The organism is Paenibacillus sp. FSL R7-0128 (assembly GCF_038002245.1).
Taxonomy (GTDB): domain Bacteria; phylum Bacillota; class Bacilli; order Paenibacillales; family Paenibacillaceae; genus Paenibacillus_AQ; species Paenibacillus_AQ silagei.
In genome coordinates this window covers 1,340,997-1,359,203 of sequence record NZ_JBBOCD010000001.1, presented here as the reverse complement: position 1 = coordinate 1,359,203, position 18,207 = coordinate 1,340,997, and the positions used below count along the sequence as shown (strand labels likewise).

The following is an 18,207-nucleotide window of genomic DNA, read 5'->3' as shown; positions in this document are numbered from 1 at the left end:
TCATTCATTCAAAACGATTTTGGACTTCAGACTTTCCTTCAGCGGGTCAGTCATCGGCTTCTGCGCAGCGAGATGTCCAAGCTCCTGCAGCAGCATCCGTGCCGCTCTGGCATTCTTCTTCTTCATCTTTAAGATCAGCGCTTGGGTTAGCTTGTCATTATAGGTCCAGCCCGTCTGCTCCGGTTCCCAGCGCATCAGATCATTGGCGAAGACTGAATTACTAGCCTCTTCATAAAAGACCTCGGAGATCCGTGCCAGCCGTTTCTTCCCATCCGGGACACTCTCCAGTATGAACACCAGCTCACAGGATTTAAGTGCCGAGATTAAATGTCCCTTCAGGCTGCCGCCAATCCGTGTAGATACAGCAAACGCCCCCTGATAAGGAATGTCCTCCGAATCTACGGTATGGAAGGTGCCCGTAATGCCGTCATAGCCCTTCTCGCCGCTCCACAGATAGAATTCCCACTCGTTATATCTCATTTCTGTCATGTACAAAATGTTCGGGTCATGCCGCAGCGATTCCACACCGACCTCCATCAATTCCTCATTGGAAGCCTGAATGGGAATGATCCGGTGGCCTTTGATCTGATACGGTAAAATCGACTCCGGATGCTTCTCGATCATCACGACGCCCATGCAGGAAGAGGAGCCGAGCAGCTGCTCGCCGACAATTGTGTTGGCAAAAGTGGTTTTACCCGACCCTACCGCGCCCGCGATAATCGTGTTGCGAAACGTCCCGGTAAGCGCACGAATCAGATCAATCGCTTCCGCAGGAATACATTCCGTGCCGGCCTGATCATCCAGATCCAGAAATTCAACGACCTGCCGCCGCAGCGAGATGGTAGTGAAGCCCTCCCAGACCCGCGGGGAGACCCAGATAGCTAGACGAATGAATCGGCCGGGCCAGAGAGGATCATCCATTTTGAATTCAACGGAAGGATTATCCTTGTTCAGCTTCTTGCCGGGATCACTCTTGAGGAGAGAACGCTTAAGCTGCTCCACCCGGTCCAGCGAAGGCATCTCATAGGGATACGCCACAAACCTCCCTTGATGGTTATAAAAAATTTGCCGCCCGATCATCTGCAGTCCGGTGGATTCGCTATAGGCCCGGTCTGTGAACCAGCGGTAGGCGGGGCCGAAGCCCTTCCATTCATGAAACAGCGCTTCAGCGGCTGTGCGGTAAGCCTCCGGCACTTTTCCGGTAAACGGCGTCCGGCGCAGATATTTCTCAATCTCGTTCATGAAAAAGCTGACCGCCTGCGGATCACCAACCAGCGCCTTCGCATTCAGTTCGAAATACCCGTCATCCTCACGCTCCAGCCCGGCGTTCATTTCACTTTTCATGGTGTGCAGGAAGCTGTAGAAGTCCTCTTTGCCGGGCTTACTGGTACGCAGTACGCTCTGCTTCAGTGAGAATAGCCGTCTGCTCTGCGTTCCGTCCACGCGTCCAGGCACCGCCTGTAAGCTCTCGTCCCGTTGTCCCTGCCGCCTGCCCTGCTCAGGGTCCAGCGGAGCCCATCCGGACAGCACCCGCTTCTGCTGCAACGTCAAGCTGTCATCCTTGTTGTTCATCATTGAAATATCCCCTTCTTGCGGGTTTCCTGGGCGAGGCCCAGTGATACAAGCAATGCGTGGACCTTATCGTCCACTTGCTGAAGCTCTTTTTTGCCCAGCGGCAGGCTCTCTGGAAAAGATGGATAATACGGAAGCTCCAGCAGAAGCTCGCTGCCAAAACGCAGGGCCAGGCTCTTCGGTGATGTTAGCTCCTCCACATTGCTGCGGTTAATTATCCACTGGAAGTCCTGCGGATGCAGGTCCATATGTCCGGCTAGCTCCATCAGGGGATGCAGCCTGTGTTCATGCCGCGGGTGTGTAACGATCATGCGCAGCACCGACTTCTGCATCCCCACATACCACGCGGCGCTCTCAGGAATCGACCCGAAATCCGCAATCACCACATCAGCACTTTCACTTGCTCTGGCCAGCAGATATTCGATCTCCTCCTCCTGATAATCCTGGGCGCTTAGATAATCGAAGTTCCCGGGCAGATAGGCATAGCCTTCCTGCTTCACCAGCGCGCTGAAATCCTCATCATGCAGCATTTTACCGGTAATCCGCGGCCGCAGCCTGTCCAGACTAACCGCCGTCTTCCGGTCATAGCCCGGATCGTACAGGTCGAGACCCAGCATAATCACCCGCAGCCCTGAAGCGGCAATCCTCCTGGCGAACAGCTTGGCAATACTCGTGCAGCCAATACCTGGCCCCGAGCCGAAAAAGCCTACCACATTACCGCTCTCCTTATGCTCATCTTCGAGCATATAGCGCAGCTTATCGATGATAGCCGCTGAGGTGCAGCGCGGAGGCATGAAAAATATGCCCAGACTCTCACACTGCATATGTATGGCCTGGTAACCCCGAACCCCTTTTTGCAGATAGATGTACAAAATTGAAGAGTCCGGATACCTCCCTCTTAGCTCTCTTAATTCCGCTACTGGCACCTGCTCGCTCGTCACCATTAACAGATGCCCTCCGGCATGCTCAGGCTCCGGCAGCACACTTTGCGCAATAACGGTGAAGCCTGCCAGCTTAATCTCGTTGATCGTCAGCTGATCTATGCCCAGACTGAATATTCTCAAGTCTCATTCCCCCTTCCCTTCTGTCCACGCCTACTCTACCCGGACAATCCATAGCTTCTTGCCCTGCTCGAGATAAGCTCCCAGGAGCTCACCGTCGCTCTTCTTCAGCTTCAGCTCCGGGGCTGCCACCTTCCCGGTCGAAGTAAAACGGTTATTGTTGTTGCCTTTCTCCGAGTCGAGTACGTCGTTGTTATCTTCCGTACGCACGTAGTTTACAGTCACTCCGCTTAAGAATACTTTGCGCGCAGGTACCTCAGGCGGAACCTCTGCTTCCAACAGGGAGGAAGCGTCTGAGGCCTTTTCCCCTCCGGGAGTAGTTACAGATGCAGCAGCAGCCGGACTGTATCCTCGGCGTTCTTTTGCGGGTGAGTCTCCTTCGACCAGATAGATATCCACCTTATCCCTACTGCGGAGAGAACCGTTGATGGCATAGATGGCGTCTTTGGGAATCGGAAAAATACCTTCATCCTGCTGTGGCTCCAGCTCGCTTACATCCACCAGCGACTCGGTCAGAATGCTGCCATCCGTTAGATTAACATTCGTAATCTTCTGTTCCACCTGCTCCAGACTACGGACGACTCCTGCCGGGATGTCTTTGGTCTGTACGGAATCCAGATAGAGATTCTCCGCTGTCAGCTCATGATTTTTCGGCAGGAAGCCCCCGCCGTCCACCTTGATTTTGACAACGGTCTGTGACAGTACATAAGGCTTGAAATACAGATCATAGCCGAGCAGTCCGCCGAAGCCGATAAGCAGGATGAGTCCGGCGAAGAAATAATTGCGTTTTAATAGACGTCCGTGCTTTGTTGACAAGCCCTTTACCCCCTTTGAATGTGATTTCTGCACATAGCAAAATACATCTTGGCGCTTATGTCCAAAATGCCGGTAAAATGCTTTTTTACCTTAGTAGTTGAGAAGTGTATTAGATTATCCTTGTGAGGGTGTGAAGCCTGAGGCTGCGGGAAGCTCCCGCTGAAGATAAATGCCGGTAAAAGCCAGGCCAGAACGATGTTCTATATCCCCTGCGTTACGCAGGGTTGCTGACTTTTACCGGAGTGGTTGTAATGGTTACGGCAAGATTAGCTTATTAATTAAATACTACTGTTTTGTTGTGATGCACGAGGATTCTGTCCTCAATATGCCATTTGACGGCACGGGCCAGAACCACCCGCTCAATCGTACGTCCAATGCGCTTCAGCTCATTAACATCATCGCTGTGGCTGACCCGCTGAACATCCTGCTCGATAATCGGTCCGCCATCAAGCTCCTCGGTCACGTAATGGGCAGTCGCCCCGATGATCTTGACTCCGCGCTGATAGGCCTGGGCATACGGCTTACCACCGACGAAGGCTGGCAGGAACGAATGATGGATATTGATGATCCGGTGCCGGTAATGCTCGATGAATGAAGGGGAGATAATCTGCATGTAGCGGGCCAGTATGATCACATCGATATCTTCACCGATAACCTCCAGTTGACGCGCTTCAGCTTCAGCCTTCGTCTCTGCGGTGACCGGAATATGATGGAACGGAATACCAAAGGATTCCACATAAGCCTGCATATCGGTGTGGTTACTGACCACAAGCGCGATATCTGCATCCAGGTCGCCCGCCTGCCACTGCCAGAGCAGCTCCACCAGACAATGGTCCTCCTTGGAGACGAAGATCGCCAGCCGCTTCTTATGGCTTACCTTGAAGATCTGCCAGTTCATCTTGAAGCGTTCGGCAACACCGCCGAAGATGTTACGTACCTCTTCCAGCCGCTCATCCAGCTTAGGCAGGTCAAACTCTACTCTCATGAAGAACATTCCGCCGTCCGGGTCCATCGTATATTGGTCCGACTGCACGATGTTCGCGCCATGCTGATACAAAAAATGCGATACCGCTGCTACAATCCCCGGTCCGTCAGGACAAGATATGAGCATACGCGCCCGGTCCGGATAAGGTCTGCCTGTTGAATGCTCTCTCTTCACATGTAATTCCATAGTTCTCCGTTCATCCTCTCATCTGCTTGCGTTATCTATGCGGGTCTATGCCTTCACGAGCAGCTGTTTGCCTGCAAGCCAGGCGATCAGCCGGTGATTAACGGCTTCCTCACTAAGCTGAGGGAATAATCCGGCAGCTATGACTTGATCATAGAGACGTTCCAGCGGTTCCCGGGGATCCGCCTTCTTAGCCTTGGCGTCATTCTTCAGCAGCTCCCACACATCCAGCACATAACGGCGTGAATCCAGCTCCTCCTTGGCAAAAAAGGCATGCAGCTCTTCCAGCTCCTGCAGGAATTCCGCACCGAAGCGTTCAGCGACATTGCCGCGCAGCAGGGCGATTTCTACTTCATACATGGGACGGAGCTTCTTGGCGTCCTTGCCAATCCAAGGCGTCTCCAGAATAAACGGCAGACCTGCGAGGGCTTCATGCTGGACTACATTGTTGATCGTCTCGAATCCTAGGTAGCCAGAGCCAATCGGTGTATGACGGTCTTTGCCCGCTCCGCGCGGGTTCTTGCTGTCATTAAGATGGATCACGCCGAGCCGCTCCAGGCCGATCGTATCATCGAACTTCTTCAGCACCCCGTCCAGATCGTTCACGATATCGTATCCGGCATCATGAATGTGGCAGGTATCCAGACAGATCGATAGCCGCTGATTAAATTCAACCTTATCTATAATGGAGGCAAGCTCCTCGAAGGTGCGGCCAATCTCTGTGCCTTTACCAGCCATCGTCTCCAGTGCGATATGCACATCGGTCTCATTCGTACCGCCCAGCACCTCATTCAGGCCGTCTGCAATGCGCTGGATGCCGTAATCAGCATCCTTATCAGTGAATGCACCCGGATGCAGGACAATATGCTTGACCTCAAGCGCATGGGTCCGGCGGATCTCCTCCTGCAGGAAATCTACTGCCAGCTGATAGGTATTTTCCTTGTAGGAGCCCAGGTTAATAATGTAAGGGGCGTGAACCACAATCTCGCCGACGCCATTCTCCCGCATCTTCTGTTTGCCTTCCTCGGGGAACATCGATTCAATCGGCTTCCGGCGCGTATTTTGCGGCGCTCCCGTATATATCATAAACGAGGTAGATCCGTACTCATTTGCTTCATTGGCCGCGCTCAGGAGACCCTTGTCCGCGCAGGACACATGTGAACCTATTTTCAGCATGCTTAATTTCCCTCTTTCCTTCACGAATTAACCCTTATTCTACCGTGATCGGGAGAATAAATCTAGGCAAGCCCCGAAAGGCCGCTTCCGCTTCGCAAACCTAAGGAAATACGCTATACTCAAGAGGAGCAAAAGGAAAGTGACAATCATCATTGTCAAAGGCGGTGTATTCATGCATTTCCATTTACCCTCAAGCTTATTATCCACATCTCCAAGCAACTGGTTTATGAACTCCATCGCATTTTGGACCTTTTTACTGCTGGGCAGCATGTGCATCGGCGGCTATTTTATGTTCCGCAAATTTCTGAAGGTGCTGCCCAAGGCTGACGGCAAATCCAAGCTGGACTGGCAGAACTACTGGGTGGAACGCAGCCGTCCGCTGTGGAGCGACGAGATGAAGGCTTTTCTGGACCAGCTTGTACAGCCGGTGCCTAGCCCGTTCCGCGATATTGCCAAGCACTCTATCGCCGCTGAGATTGGCAAGCTGGCTGTAGAGAGCCATGCAACTGAGGTTACCCGTGAGCACTGTATCCAAGGGTACATTATTGCTACGCCCCGGCGTGACAACAGGTTCCTGATCACCTTCCTGGAGAAGAACGGCATTGACTACGCACCTTACAAGCATCTGGTCAAATAAAGCATACTAAGGAGCAACCCCTATGAAATATATCATTTGCGGAGGCAGCGGATTCATCGGCAGCGAGCTTACCGGATATTGGCTGCAGAGCGGACATCAGATCATCAGTGTCGGGCGCAAGAACCCCGAGAACAAGCTGGATCATCCGGGGCTTAGCTATCTCACCTGGGACAGCCTGGCCGCCAATCCTGAAACGGCAGAAGGCGCAGATGCGCTGATTAATCTTGCCGGAGCTTCGCTTAGCCAGCGATGGACCCCTAAGGGGAAGCAGGCGATTATGGAATCGCGTCTTGAAACCGTTGCCGCTGCCGGTAAGCTGCTGAATTCACTCCAGCATAAGCCAAGCGTGATCGTCCAGTCCTCAGCAGTCGCCATTTATGGTACGTCGGTGCAGGATACCTATACCGAAGCTTCCGAGACCCGGGTTGTCGATTTCCCTTCCGAGGTGGTCAAGACCTGGGAGGAGGCTGCGGATGAAGCCTATGCCGGTATCCGTCTGGTCAAGCTGCGCACCGGGGTTGTGCTTGGCAATGAGAGCGGTGCTTTTCCCAAAATGAAGCTGCCTTACTCGCTTGGCTTCGGCGGCAAAATCGGCACCGGCAAGCAGTGGATGTCCTGGATTCACCTTACAGACATTGTGCGCCTGATCGAATTCTGCATTCTTCAGCCTGAGATCGAGGGTCCCGTTAATGCCACAGCTCCACAGCCGGTCACTAATGAACAGTTCGGACGGATGATCGGCAAGGTCTACCATCGCCCGCATTGGTTCCCCCTTCCGGCGTTTCTGCTAAAAACTGCTGTAGGCGAGCTGTCCGAGATTCTGCTGGAAGGCCAGCGTGTGCTTCCTTCCAAAGCAATTAACCACGGCTTCACCTTCAACTATCCCACGCTACAGCCTGCACTGGAGCAACTGAAAAATCAGTAGGCTGCTGCAAACGCACCATTCCATTCATCACATCTACCTCTGCTAAGCTGTGCGAAAGGTATAGGTACCCTTAACAATGGTGAACACGCTGCCTTCGGTCAGCGGGTATTCTTTGTAGGGAACCATAGCTTCACCTGCAAGCAGCGTCCCGTTCCTGGAATCCAGATCCTTCAGAATGTATCCTCCTGAGACTCTGAAGATTTCAGCATGGACCCGTGAAGCCCCCTCCGATTTCTCAATGTACTGAGCCACTTCAGAGGAGCGTCCAATAATGAAGCTTGGCCGGTTCAGCTCAATTCGTTCGGGAGCTCCCCCGTCATCCGGGTCACTTCTTTCCAGATAAGGCACTGTCCTTCCGGCCTGGGGAAGACTGCTGCCTGTAGCCTGAACGGGTTCCCGGGTCAGCAGCGCTGTAGCCATCGCCGCTTCCTTCTTCTGCGGACTACTGGCGGCCATCCCCGGCGGAGCCTGTTGTCTGCCAGCCGGTGTAGCTGTGAATCCGTGCCCCCTCACAGTTGCTTCTTGTTGCTGAGGAGTGTAGACCGGTGCAGGAGAACGATGCTGATTTACCGGATTCCTGCTGAAATCCCATTCCATGTCGCTCCTCAGCTTACGGTTCCGGGCTGTACTGTTATAATCCTCTGGCCCCTCCCCCAGATCATCCAACTCTTCCTCTGCTTCGCCCCAAGCCAGCCTTCCACTCCATACCAGCCAGCATACAGCCGCAAGTATCAGAGTCACCGCAGCACAAACTGCCAGCCACAATGTGCGGGGGTCATTCAGATACAGAAACTTCCATAGTAACGCATCAACTAATAATGCCCCCAGCAATATATACGTCCTGTGAGGACTCTGCTTGTCCTCAGCCTGAACAGGTCCAAGTGTTGCATCCATTGTTGTCTGAACCCCTGATAATCCATCCTTTCGCTTCAACGGTGGTGAAGCACCCATCCAAGGCGTGGGATTAAGCATCGAACCGGAAGGCTGCGCTTCCTTATCTCCATGTATTCGGGAGAACGCTGCGGCCGCGGACCTCTCCCTTCCCGGTTCTTCCAGTCTGCGAGCCTGAGGCTGCGCCCAGTCTACCCTCGTTCCTGGTACGGCGGCAGAGGTGCCTGCGCCAGCCATAGGACTTAGATGTGCAGGCTCATTTCGTTCAACATGGTCCTTATGGGGTGTAACCTCCGTCAGCATTTCTGCGAGCAGTTCCTTCAGCCCCGCTGGACTAAAGGCTTCTTCCCCGCAGTATTGCAGCAGCCGCTGAATTCCGTCACCCGATAACTCCTGAATGGCTCCCATGAAGACCATGATCAGCGATTTCAAGGCTTCGCCCGGCTTCAATGCGGGCTCAGTGAGTTCAAGCGGAATATATGTAAGGAAGACCTTACCACTGCTGAGCGGACCTTCGATAAAGATAAAATCCTCATGAAGCGCATACTGCTCTGTACGCAGCATATAGAGCTGACCCTCCTCCATCCCGGCAGCGATCTGCAGCATCAGCCCGAAGAATTCCGTCATACTCAGCTTCCCGCTCTTAAGCAGCGCACCCAGCATTTTACGTCTTGCAACCGTGTATTCCAGGGTAACCTGCAGATCTATTTCTCTAAGCAGCAAGCGTAAATGATGCGGTATCCCGCTGGTCATCAGCATCCGGGCCTGCACCATATTCAGCTCTCCTGCGCTCAGACCCCCGGATCTGCCCAACAGCATCGTTATTCCATCCTGCTGGATGAAATCACGTTCTAGTCCAAACAAGTCTCTTCACCTCCTAAGCTGTCAACAATAAGCTCCAAGTCAAAAATAAATATAAGCACAGATAAAGCCAGGGAACACGGCCAGCATAAAAGGAAACCGAAGCAACTCTCCCTCCCGGCCCTTGACGAGACTCATATTACGAAGCAGCAGGAAACCCGCTGTTCTGCTTATCATGCTGCGCAGCCTGCGTCCTGTCTCCCTCCTGTAGAGAATGATGATCCAGCCTACGACTGCCCCCAAGAGCACCGAATAGACAATAACCTGAAGCGAGAAAAGCACTCCTGTCCAAGCGCCGATAGCCGCAAAGAGCTTCACATCGCCAGCCCCCACCGCCCCGGTAAAATACATAATCAGCAGGAGCAGGAAGCCTGCTACGCTGCCGCAAAGTGAAAACAGCAGCCCCTGCCAGCCATTGATAATCAACTGCAGTAGCAGTCCGCCAATCAGCGCAGGCAGTGTAATCCAGTTAGGAATTCTCATCCAGCGTATATCTGTGAATAATGCTGCTGTCAGGAACGGCAGGCAGCCCCATAACGCCCATTCCGTCATCCGTGCTCCTCTTTTCTCTACTCTTTTATTTTTTGACCACTGTAAAAGTCGCCTGAAGCGTAGCTCCATCAGCCAGACTAACCACGAAGGGCCAGGTGCCCGGCGTAGTATTCACGCCGATCTTCCATTCCCATTCGATGTACCCGTGTTCATCTGCCTGCTTCCAGCCCAGATACTTGGCAGTACTCTGGCCGCTCTTATAGAAGATCGACAGATTGGCCGATGCCCCGGGAGGCACCTTCACCTTGATAATGCCCTGGTGATTCGCCACTCCCGGATTCGGCTTCTCCAGGATCATAATGGTTCCGGTCTCCTCAGCAGGTTCAGCCGGATTTCCTTCCCCGGTTGAATCGGTGTTGCCGACCCATAAGCGTTCAACTGCGCTGGCCTCCAGCACGATTTTTTCATTCAGGAACGGGACTCGCATTGGCAGCTCATAGCTGACTACCATGCCGAAATATGGATGCGTCCCTTGCCTCAGATCGGGTACAGTGACATTGGATACATGAATTCTGCTATATTCAAGCCAGTCCGATGATAGATATGGCCGGAGCATCGGCTTAAGCACCAAATCCAGTGCAGCCTCGGATGCTCCCGCCTGCACCTTCTGCAGCGGCCCTTCTCCCTCCCGGACCACAGCCTTGACCCAGGATTCCATCGGCTGCGGAAGCTTCTCCACGTAATCCTCACTCCATTCCGTTATCGACAGGCGCGGTATGCTCCAGATGGTGGAGGAGTCCGGATCATCTGAGTGCTCACCCTCACCTGCTTCTCCGGCTTCATCTCCCCCGCCACCACCTTCCCCCTCCTGCTGCTGCATTGCCAGAGCTGCGGGGTACATATGGGTTGAGATTATTTTGACAGTGTCAGAAGCCGTACTCTGCAGCGCTGTTGAATACAAGGTCATTTGGATAATGAAGATGAGGAACAGGACAAATAGCAGGAACACAGGCAGAATCAGTGCCGCCTCCACAACCATGCTGCCTTCATCCTTAGGGTCCGGCGATTTCCTCAGCCACCGCTTCATTCTACCCTCCCCCTTAGTAAGAAAAGTCAGCCGCTGCTTGTCTGTAATAAACTTTCCCCCGTACATCACCTGGCAGTCCGGCACTGTAATTCACCAGCTTCACTACACCCGGCAGAAACCAAAGCTGCATCCCCATCGTGATTCCGGCGGAGGCATATGTATATTTCTCTACCGGATTGATACCGGTATTCAGGCGGATAAGCGCAAGCATCCGGGACAACTGTTCTTCCCCTCCCCCATGCAATAGGAGAAACAGCCGAAGATAGTCACGATAGCTGAGCTGTGCAGTCATATATTTGGATAAGGGAATCTCCCCCTTGGTGCAGAGCTGTATCATATCCTGGATAGCCTGCTCAATACCGTAGAGCAGTGCAGCAGCCAGGACGACAAGCGGATTTCCCATACCAGATTTCTCAATCAGGCCTTCCATCGTCCGCACAGCCAGCCGCAGAGCAAAGATCTCGCCATAAGCGGCTGCCACATTGCCTGCAGGATTATAGAATCCGTACAAAATATATTCCAGCTCTTGCGCCTGCGGCTTCAGCTGTTCTCCCAGCTGCTCACCGAATCCTTCAGCAGACCCGGAGGCCAGTGAGGTTAGCGCAGACAGATCGAAATGCCGAAAATACATCGCAGAGTACTCCGTCTGGTACAGCCGGTCTCTGGCTCCTGCCAACACACTGCCCATAGCAGCATATATCCCATCCATATCTTTCATGGATGACTTGCCCGCAGCATATTGATCGCCAGTATTCACAGCAGCCCCAGGCTCCTGCTCCAGCCCTTCGTTAAAGGCGACATTCTGCTGGTAGTATTGACGCAGACTACCATACTGCTCCATCGCTTCCTGTGCGCTGCTTCCCAGCGCGCGGATCTGATCCAGCAGCTTCATCGCATCGCCAAGCTTCTTCTTCGCCTGACCTTCTATCTGCTTGCGCTGGCTGTCAGCAGTGCGGCGGCTCTCAATCTGTTCCGCTTCCTGTGTTATAACAGTACCGTGTTGCCCGTAGCTGCTTAAATAGCCGTGAACTGCCCGGGAAGCATTAAGAACCCCTGCACTCATAAGAGAATAGTCGGCATACAGCCCGGATGCTGTACTTAATATAGACGGCAAGCCGGAGACCAGCGGCTCCAAGGGAAGCGCGGCACTTCGCTGTACCCCAATGTTATTCCCCAGCTCGCTAAGCTCAGCCGGGGGAAGGATAAGTCCCTCCACCTGTGCTCTCAGCTTCTTAAGAGGCTCTGAGCTAAGCTCTCCGGCCGTGTCCGGAATGTCCCAGTTATGGGCAGGATCATCCCCCGCAGTACTGGCATCCGCATCCGCCTGATCAATTACACTCTGCATCTGAAGGTTCAGCGCGTTCACCTGCTCAAGTGCAGCCTCTGCTTCATCCAGCAGACGGCTATTTTTCTCCTGGAAGTCCGCCAGCACTGCCGGTATCTTGCCTGTTACTTCACCAATCTGAACCTGATACTGCGATAGCACTGCCGTGTACTTCGGCCATGTCTTGGGGGGACGGTAATAATCGTCATAATATTTGTTAACATAATCCCCGTACATCGCCGGGATATCGGAGCTTGCGGCCAAGGATGCAAGCGAACGCGCCGGAATACTGTCACCCGGAGGATTCATCAGCAGCTTCTGCAGGTTCTGCGCACTGTCAGCAGCTTCCTTGCGCTTCTTCAGCATAAGATCCAGCGCTTCCTCACGCTGATCATATAAGGGCTGCAAGTCACCCAGTATCTCTGTTGTCCGTGAAGCCTCCGTCATCGCCGCCGATAACGGCTTAAGCTTGCCTGCCAGCTCCAGGGCGAAATCAACCGGCGCTTTGTACTTCATCTCTTCTATAATCTGCCGCCGGAAGACCTCATAGGTACCCAGCGGACGGCTCCAGTCCAGTGAAGAGGAATCGACCATCACGGGCAGCAGGTTAAACGCATCCCCCCGTCCGCTCTCGTACAGATTGTCATTAAGCACCTTCGATAGCAGTTGATTGCCGTCCCCGCCGCCGAAGGCGAATAAGCCATAGTTCTCGCGCAGCTCAATGTCATAAGCGGACATTACAGAGCGTATAGCAGCTCTCGCCAGACGTTCCTCCTGCACATTCACCGCCGCAATCCGTGCGTAATCGATCAGCACAGCATTAAAAAGAAATACAAAGGCAAGCACCATAATAAGAAAGATAGATACCGAACCTTCCGCTGAGCGAAGACATCTGACAATATATCCTGGTGACCATTTGCCTGTGCCTTGGGATGTACTACTGCTAATAGGATCACCGCCGTAATTCAAGCAGCGGCTCCGGCCAGGCGATTTGCTTAAGCACCTGCTGTGACTGAAAATACGCATCCGAACTTCCCCTTAACCTTATTCTTGAACACCCCGGTCCAAGCTGCTCCATCACCAGTCATCCTTAATGCAGCTTATCAAGCATCTGGGCTGCATGCTTTTTCTCCGTGCCGGTGCCCTCCTTACCGGCGGAGGAATCCTGTTTGAACTTCGACCCGTAGTAACGCATGAGATCCACTGTTCTTATGAATTCAACAGGCTCCGTAACGTAGGAGCGGGCATACACCTCAGGTGCGGCTCTATCGGCTAGCAGATTGTCCAGAACAGGCAGATGTAGCACTTTCTTCAGCTCCGTACTGATTCTGCGGCCAGTCAATCCGTAGACATAGCTCATTTCTCCCTGTAATCCGGCAGGCACCATCTGTGATGCCCGGCGCAGCTTCACTACCGGCAGAGGCCCTCCTTCTTCAGCATTACCAGGCAGTGTAATGGCCGTACTGCCATTCTCTGCTCCTGAACCGAATAGCGAAGCCAATAGTCCATCCTCACCGATTCTCCAGTACAGCGGATCAACATTTCCGGTCTGGAATTTTCCGCTTACCGCCCGGTTACTATTCTCCCAGTTATAAGCAGCCCGCTCCGCAGTAGCTGAGGCAATCTGCAGCAGCATCGACTTCTGATAGCTGTATAAGGAGAAGAACAGCAGCACCATCGTAATCCCCATAAGCATCGGCAGCAGAAGTGAAGCCTCGATAGTGAAGCTCCCCTCATCTTCCCGCAGCGGAATCACTCAAAGACTTCCTGACTCTTATCTCCGGCCGTGCCGATCAGATCCTTAACCACCTTCACAATCTCCTCACGGAATACCAGAACGACTGCAATCAGGACAGCAATGATCAGAATCATCTCCAGTGTTCCCAGCCCCTCTTCATCTCTCCAAAAACTTCTTACTCCTTCTGCCATCTGCGTTAACATACGCCTCTACCTCCTACATTTTTAACATCATAATCGCCGGTGTTCCCACCAGCACAATCACAATCAAGAAGATAACCACCATCGGAAAAACCAGCTTCGACGATGCCTGTTCACCGCGTGTGCGGCTGATCGCCTTCCGCTTCTCCCAGAGCATCCGTGACAGATCCCGCAGCGATAGAACAAAGTCGGCCCCGCCTCTGCGGTAATTAAGCAGCACTGTAGTGGTGAAGATGGAGACCTCCTGTACAGCACAGCGCTTACTGAAGTTCTCGAACGCCTGCTGGAAGGAGTAACCGCCGTCCCATTCAGCTGTCATCTTCATTAATTCAGCGTAGAGCGGATGGGCGCTATCCCCATGACGGCTGTTCACACAGCGGACAATCGCCCGCTGAACCGTCTCACCTGCGCCGACCAGCAGAACAATACTGTTCAGCAGCTCAGGAAGCTCCAGCATAATATTCTGCTCCCGTACACGTACCTTTTTGTGCAGATCGCTAACCATCGCCACCGGGAGTGCAACTGCCAAGAGCCCACCGAGGATTATTCCCGCCTGCTCTCCCGTAAAGCTTGTCAGCGCACTTCCTCCTGCGGCAAGCAGCCAGCTGTAGCTAAGCATCTCCCCCATAAACAGTAAGGTCCGTTCTGCACTGTAACGCATACCATAGATCCGCTGTAGCGAACGTTGTATCCGAAACATCACAGAGGGGAGATAACTGGCGATTCTGCCCTGTTCTACTAGTAACAATAGAGGCTCACCCAGCCGCCGCAGCCGCAGGCCTTCCATAGGCAGCTCCCGCAGAGCAGCATAACGGCTGCCGCATCTCATCCTCAGAATGAGCCAGCCTGCTGCGAGCAGAAGCAGAATCACACCACAGATCAATGACATCCCTTCACTCACCCTCCTTCACAGCGGAATATCCATGATCTTATGGGTCCAGAGGTAACAGAGGAACAATGCAATCAGCGCCAGTGTAGACACTGCTATTCCTGCACCAGTATACATAGGCTGCATATAATCTCCGGCGCTCAGACTCATGAACATCACCATCATCAGCGGAGAGACCAGCAGCGCCTTCGCCTCGAATTTCTTCTGGGCTATACTTACTGCGATGTCCTGCTGGATATCCAGCTTTTCGCCGATGATGGAGGATGTGCGGCGTACAATCTCAACCAGATCCCCGCCCGTACGCTTGCAGACCATGAACACATCTGCGAAGCGCTCCACATCCTCCATTCCTGCTCTTTTGCTGAATTCATACAGCGCATCTTCAATCGGCTCCCCGTTCTCCATCCGGGCACAGATAATATTCAGCTCGGAGATCATGTCGCTTGCGCCTTCCGGGTCAAGCATCCGCAGATCCTGCACCGCCTCGCGGAAGGCATTCTCCACCGAACGTCCGGCCGAGAGCGACGAAGAGAGCGAGAACAGCATCTGCTTGAATTGCAGATTCAGCGCAGCCCGGCGGCGCTGCAGCAGATATTCGCGCAGCAGCCGCGGCCCGTAGGCGCTTCCGGGGACAAGCAGTACAGCCAGGAGCAGCCGGTGATAGAACAAGTAACCAATACCGAACAACAGGGCTCCGGCACCCAGAATGACCAGCAATCTTTGCAGGGAGGTCAGCTCATATACGGTATAATCCGGCAACAGCATCTGCTCTCCCCCTTGAGATGCGCCAACCGGCAGTACGGGCGGTGTCCCCTTCATGAACCCTTTGCTTCGCCTTACAGGGAGATGCCGGTCGCTCTTCTTCATGACGTTCAAGGTATACTCGCCTCCTTCGCAGAGCTTCTGCTCTCATACTGCTTGAGCGGATAATCATGGATTCCGGCCATCCGCAGCTTGTCCGCATGCAGAAGCGGGTTGCCGCAGACCTCAAGCCTCCCCTGCACCCGGCCATCTTGTTCGCCCGACTCCCGAAATTCATATAGTGGATTCAGTATGACTTCGCCGCTGCGGATACCCGCAACCTCACTGATCTCCATCACCCGGCGTGAGCGGTCACGCAGCCGCGACAGATGCACGAATATATCGATCGCTGAGCTGATCTGCTGACGTACGACGGTTACCGGCAGATCAGCAGCGCTGAGCACCATGGTCTCCAGGCGGCTGAGCATGTCCAGTGCACTGTTCGAATGCCCCGTTGACAACGAACCGTCATGGCCGGTGTTCATCGCCTGCAGCATATCCAGACATTCAGCCCCCCGCACCTCGCCGACGACAATACGGTTAGGCCGCATCCGCAGCGAAGTGCGGATCAGATCACGGATCGTGATCTCGCCCCGCCCCTCTGTGTTAGCATTCCGGGTCTCCAGGGAGACCAGATTCGGAACCGTAACGATCTGCAGCTCTGCCGAATCCTCCACCGTAATGACACGCTCCTGCGGCGGGATGAACTGCGACAGGGCATTTAGAAAGGTTGTTTTGCCCGAGCCAGTACCTCCGCTGATGAAAATATTGTATTTGGCAGCAACCAGAATCCGCAGCAGCTCAGCCGCTTCCTCCGAGAGCGCTTCACGCCTCACCAGCTCCTTCATCGTCATCGGTGTCTCCGGAAATTTGCGGATGGTCATAGCCGGACCCTTCAGCGCGGCAGGCGGCAGAACGATATTGACACGCGAGCCGTCCTGCAGCCGCGCATCCACAATCGGCGAGGATTCATTGACCACACGGTTGACGCCGGAGACGATAATCTGAATGATATCCTCCAGCCTGCTCCCCGATTCAAAAGCCAGCGGCAGCCTGCGGATCATCCCCTCTTCCTCGATAAAGATCTCCTCGTGGCTGTTGATCATAATCTCAGTGATCGCCGGATTATCCACCAGCGGCTGAAGAATATCCAGCCCCCGGAAGGAATCGAACAGCTTCTTCACCAGCTCGTGCTTCTCCTGGGCAGTCAGGAGGCGTAGTTGTTCCCTCTCCAGAATGATCCGTTCAATATAAGCAGCCAGCTCATCATTCCCGATGACCGAGGTCACATCCAGCCCTGCACGGATGTCGCTGCGCAGGGCGCGGAACATCTCTTCATTCATACAGAAATCCCTGTGAACACCCCAGGCAATTCAGGCTCTACTATAGCTCTGGAGAGCTGCTGAATGCCGTCAATGAATAGGGGAGAGCTTAGGCAGAGTTCTCCATAATGCTGTAACCCCCAGGATGGAATATACGGAAGTACAGCATCCAGCCGGAGTGCAGCGGATAGCGGCCCTTCATTCTCCACTCCGGTGCAGCCGTTCATGACGAATCGGCTCCTGTTCACCAGCTCCGGCTGCATGTTGGAATGAGGACTGGCAATATAATCGAGCCAGCGTTCCGTCTTGCGGATACTGGCCTGGTCATTCTTCAGCACCCACAGCAGAATGCCGCACCGGATCAGAACAGCTTGGGCCCGTTCCTCTTCGATAGCGCCGGTGTCTACAACAACCACATCATAGCTTCCGACTCCGGCCAGCCCCTCCAGTAGATCCAGCGTGTCCTGCCGGGACATTTGGAGCATCTCCTTGAAATTCTCTACAGGCCTGAAGGCATCACACCGCAGACTGTCATGTCTGAACGCATAATCGGTCCATTTCGGCTCCCCTCTTCCTCCCTTATTCTCTGGTCCTCCGGCCTTTAGCTCATATAAGAGCCGCTCCAGACCGGGAACATGGCTGCCCGGCATCCGCAGAATGAATCCACTGCTGTCCACACTCTCCAGATTCAGATAGAATACGGACAGTCCAACCGCTCCAAGCTGCTTCGCCATGTTCAACGCTACCGTAGTTTTTCCGCTGCCGCCGCTGGCCGAGACGATCCCGAGCAGCAGCGTTGCTTCCTTAGGCAGAGCAGCCGTTCGGACCCGCTTCAGATCACTCAACTGGAGAATCGCTTCCAGCAGCGACGGCAGTGCCTGATACTTGGCAATGTGCCTTCCCCCCGCCAGATCCCGGCCATTCGGCAATTCTCCGCCTTCGCTTAAGACTGCCCATGGAACTGTACTTCTCCCTTCCACCAGCCAGGCTTCAATGAAGGACGGGTCCCCGGCTACCGCATCCGGCAGCTCATCGCCTGTCATAAATTCCATAAAAGCGTCCAGTCTGCTGAAAGCCGTAATCCGCAGCATCTCCGCGTATTCGCTATGGTGCAGATAATGCAGTAGCGGTTCAATATATTGGCTCTCCCGGACTGCAAGCACGATTCTTGCCGTCATGAACTCCTCCTCCTCTCTTGAATACATAAGAAAAAGAACAGCAAAAAAGCACCGCCAATAACCGTGAAT

General features: G+C 53.8%; 17 protein-coding genes. 2 read left to right on the top strand and 15 right to left on the bottom strand.

Annotation, left to right across the window (positions count from 1 at the left end; genetic code table 11):
* From NST26_RS05700 to NST26_RS05680, 5 genes are all read right to left on the bottom strand, one after another.
* Complete coding sequence (locus NST26_RS05700) at positions 1 to 1,575, bottom strand: ATPase, T2SS/T4P/T4SS family (RefSeq protein ID WP_340978764.1); 1,575 nt, start codon at positions 1,573 to 1,575, stop codon at positions 1 to 3.
* Positions 1,572 to 2,636, bottom strand: a complete 1,065-nt coding sequence (locus NST26_RS05695) for a hypothetical protein (RefSeq protein WP_340978763.1) — start codon at positions 2,634 to 2,636, stop codon at positions 1,572 to 1,574. Before NST26_RS05695 ends, NST26_RS05700 begins: the two co-directional genes overlap by 4 nt.
* 30 nt (positions 2,637 to 2,666) lie before the next feature.
* Positions 2,667 to 3,449: an SAF domain-containing protein gene (locus tag NST26_RS05690; protein WP_340978762.1), complete on the bottom strand. Its 783-nt coding sequence runs from the start codon at positions 3,447 to 3,449 to the stop codon at positions 2,667 to 2,669.
* A 274-nt stretch (positions 3,450 to 3,723) separates the two neighbouring features.
* On the bottom strand, positions 3,724 to 4,620 hold the full coding sequence (purU, locus tag NST26_RS05685; RefSeq protein ID WP_076082422.1) for a formyltetrahydrofolate deformylase: 897 nt from the start codon (positions 4,618 to 4,620) through the stop codon (positions 3,724 to 3,726).
* Between the two features lie 45 nt (positions 4,621 to 4,665).
* Positions 4,666 to 5,793, bottom strand: coding sequence for a deoxyribonuclease IV (locus NST26_RS05680; RefSeq protein ID WP_340978760.1), 1,128 nt, complete (start codon positions 5,791 to 5,793; stop codon positions 4,666 to 4,668).
* A gap of 172 nt (positions 5,794 to 5,965) precedes the next feature.
* Between NST26_RS05680 and NST26_RS05675 the strand changes: the two genes are divergently transcribed.
* Positions 5,966 to 6,430, top strand: coding sequence for a DUF2621 family protein (locus tag NST26_RS05675; protein WP_209876640.1), 465 nt, complete (start codon positions 5,966 to 5,968; stop codon positions 6,428 to 6,430).
* Between the two features lie 22 nt (positions 6,431 to 6,452).
* A complete protein-coding gene (locus NST26_RS05670; protein ID WP_340978759.1) occupies positions 6,453 to 7,355 on the top strand; it encodes a TIGR01777 family oxidoreductase in 903 nt (300 codons plus the stop codon).
* A 42-nt stretch (positions 7,356 to 7,397) separates the two neighbouring features.
* On the opposite strand, the gene NST26_RS05665 is transcribed toward NST26_RS05670, so the two are convergent.
* The 10 genes from NST26_RS05665 to NST26_RS05620 form a co-directional block, all read right to left on the bottom strand.
* The gene (locus tag NST26_RS05665; protein ID WP_340978758.1) at positions 7,398 to 9,110 is read right to left on the bottom strand and encodes a DUF6382 domain-containing protein; all 1,713 of its coding nucleotides are present in this window, start codon (positions 9,108 to 9,110) and stop codon (positions 7,398 to 7,400) included.
* Positions 9,111 to 9,149: 39 nt separating this feature from the next.
* A complete protein-coding gene (locus NST26_RS05660) occupies positions 9,150 to 9,659 on the bottom strand; it encodes an A24 family peptidase (RefSeq protein WP_340978756.1) in 510 nt (169 codons plus the stop codon).
* A gap of 25 nt (positions 9,660 to 9,684) precedes the next feature.
* On the bottom strand, positions 9,685 to 10,686 hold the full coding sequence (locus NST26_RS05655; RefSeq protein ID WP_340978755.1) for a TadE/TadG family type IV pilus assembly protein: 1,002 nt from the start codon (positions 10,684 to 10,686) through the stop codon (positions 9,685 to 9,687).
* A gap of 13 nt (positions 10,687 to 10,699) precedes the next feature.
* A complete protein-coding gene (locus NST26_RS05650; protein ID WP_340978754.1) occupies positions 10,700 to 13,036 on the bottom strand; it encodes a hypothetical protein in 2,337 nt (778 codons plus the stop codon).
* 64 nt (positions 13,037 to 13,100) lie between these two features.
* Positions 13,101 to 13,766, bottom strand: coding sequence for a TadE/TadG family type IV pilus assembly protein (locus tag NST26_RS05645; RefSeq protein WP_339254226.1), 666 nt, complete (start codon positions 13,764 to 13,766; stop codon positions 13,101 to 13,103).
* Positions 13,763 to 13,951 carry a Flp1 family type IVb pilin gene (locus NST26_RS05640; protein WP_036727518.1) on the bottom strand — a complete coding sequence of 63 codons (189 nt, stop codon included), beginning with the start codon at positions 13,949 to 13,951 and terminating at the stop codon, positions 13,763 to 13,765. Before NST26_RS05640 ends, NST26_RS05645 begins: the two co-directional genes overlap by 4 nt.
* Before the next feature lie 13 nt (positions 13,952 to 13,964).
* Positions 13,965 to 14,837 (bottom strand): type II secretion system F family protein, encoded by an 873-nt coding sequence (locus NST26_RS05635; RefSeq protein ID WP_340978751.1) that lies wholly within the window; start codon positions 14,835 to 14,837, stop codon positions 13,965 to 13,967.
* An 18-nt stretch (positions 14,838 to 14,855) separates the two neighbouring features.
* Positions 14,856 to 15,656, bottom strand: coding sequence for a type II secretion system F family protein (locus tag NST26_RS05630; protein ID WP_340980803.1), 801 nt, complete (start codon positions 15,654 to 15,656; stop codon positions 14,856 to 14,858).
* A gap of 53 nt (positions 15,657 to 15,709) precedes the next feature.
* Positions 15,710 to 16,981 (bottom strand): CpaF family protein, encoded by a 1,272-nt coding sequence (locus tag NST26_RS05625; protein ID WP_340978749.1) that lies wholly within the window; start codon positions 16,979 to 16,981, stop codon positions 15,710 to 15,712.
* Positions 16,978 to 18,138 (bottom strand): hypothetical protein, encoded by a 1,161-nt coding sequence (locus NST26_RS05620; protein ID WP_340978747.1) that lies wholly within the window; start codon positions 18,136 to 18,138, stop codon positions 16,978 to 16,980. The genes NST26_RS05625 and NST26_RS05620 overlap by 4 nt, the downstream gene beginning before the upstream one ends.
* Between the last annotated feature and the right edge of the window lie 69 nt (positions 18,139 to 18,207).

What these genes read in the sequence shown, in the direction of transcription:
- NST26_RS05700 (WP_340978764.1), bottom strand. Translation starts at nt 1,575, where the DNA reads ATGATGAACAACAAGGATGACAGCTTGACGTTGCAGCAGAAGCGGGTG.
- purU (WP_076082422.1), bottom strand. Translation starts at nt 4,620, where the DNA reads ATGGAATTACATGTGAAGAGAGAGCATTCAACAGGCAGACCTTATCCG.
- NST26_RS05680 (WP_340978760.1), bottom strand. Translation starts at nt 5,793, where the DNA reads ATGCTGAAAATAGGTTCACATGTGTCCTGCGCGGACAAGGGTCTCCTG.
- NST26_RS05675 (WP_209876640.1), top strand. Translation starts at nt 5,966, where the DNA reads ATGCATTTCCATTTACCCTCAAGCTTATTATCCACATCTCCAAGCAAC.
- NST26_RS05670 (WP_340978759.1), top strand. Translation starts at nt 6,453, where the DNA reads ATGAAATATATCATTTGCGGAGGCAGCGGATTCATCGGCAGCGAGCTT.
- NST26_RS05660 (WP_340978756.1), bottom strand. Translation starts at nt 9,659, where the DNA reads ATGACGGAATGGGCGTTATGGGGCTGCCTGCCGTTCCTGACAGCAGCA.
- NST26_RS05655 (WP_340978755.1), bottom strand. Translation starts at nt 10,686, where the DNA reads ATGAAGCGGTGGCTGAGGAAATCGCCGGACCCTAAGGATGAAGGCAGC.
- NST26_RS05650 (WP_340978754.1), bottom strand. Translation starts at nt 13,036, where the DNA reads ATGCGTATTTTCAGTCACAGCAGGTGCTTAAGCAAATCGCCTGGCCGG.
- NST26_RS05640 (WP_036727518.1), bottom strand. Translation starts at nt 13,951, where the DNA reads ATGTTAACGCAGATGGCAGAAGGAGTAAGAAGTTTTTGGAGAGATGAA.
- NST26_RS05635 (WP_340978751.1), bottom strand. Translation starts at nt 14,837, where the DNA reads ATGTCATTGATCTGTGGTGTGATTCTGCTTCTGCTCGCAGCAGGCTGG.
- NST26_RS05630 (WP_340980803.1), bottom strand. Translation starts at nt 15,656, where the DNA reads ATGAAGGGGACACCGCCCGTACTGCCGGTTGGCGCATCTCAAGGGGGA.
- NST26_RS05625 (WP_340978749.1), bottom strand. Translation starts at nt 16,981, where the DNA reads ATGAATGAAGAGATGTTCCGCGCCCTGCGCAGCGACATCCGTGCAGGG.
- NST26_RS05620 (WP_340978747.1), bottom strand. Translation starts at nt 18,138, where the DNA reads ATGACGGCAAGAATCGTGCTTGCAGTCCGGGAGAGCCAATATATTGAA.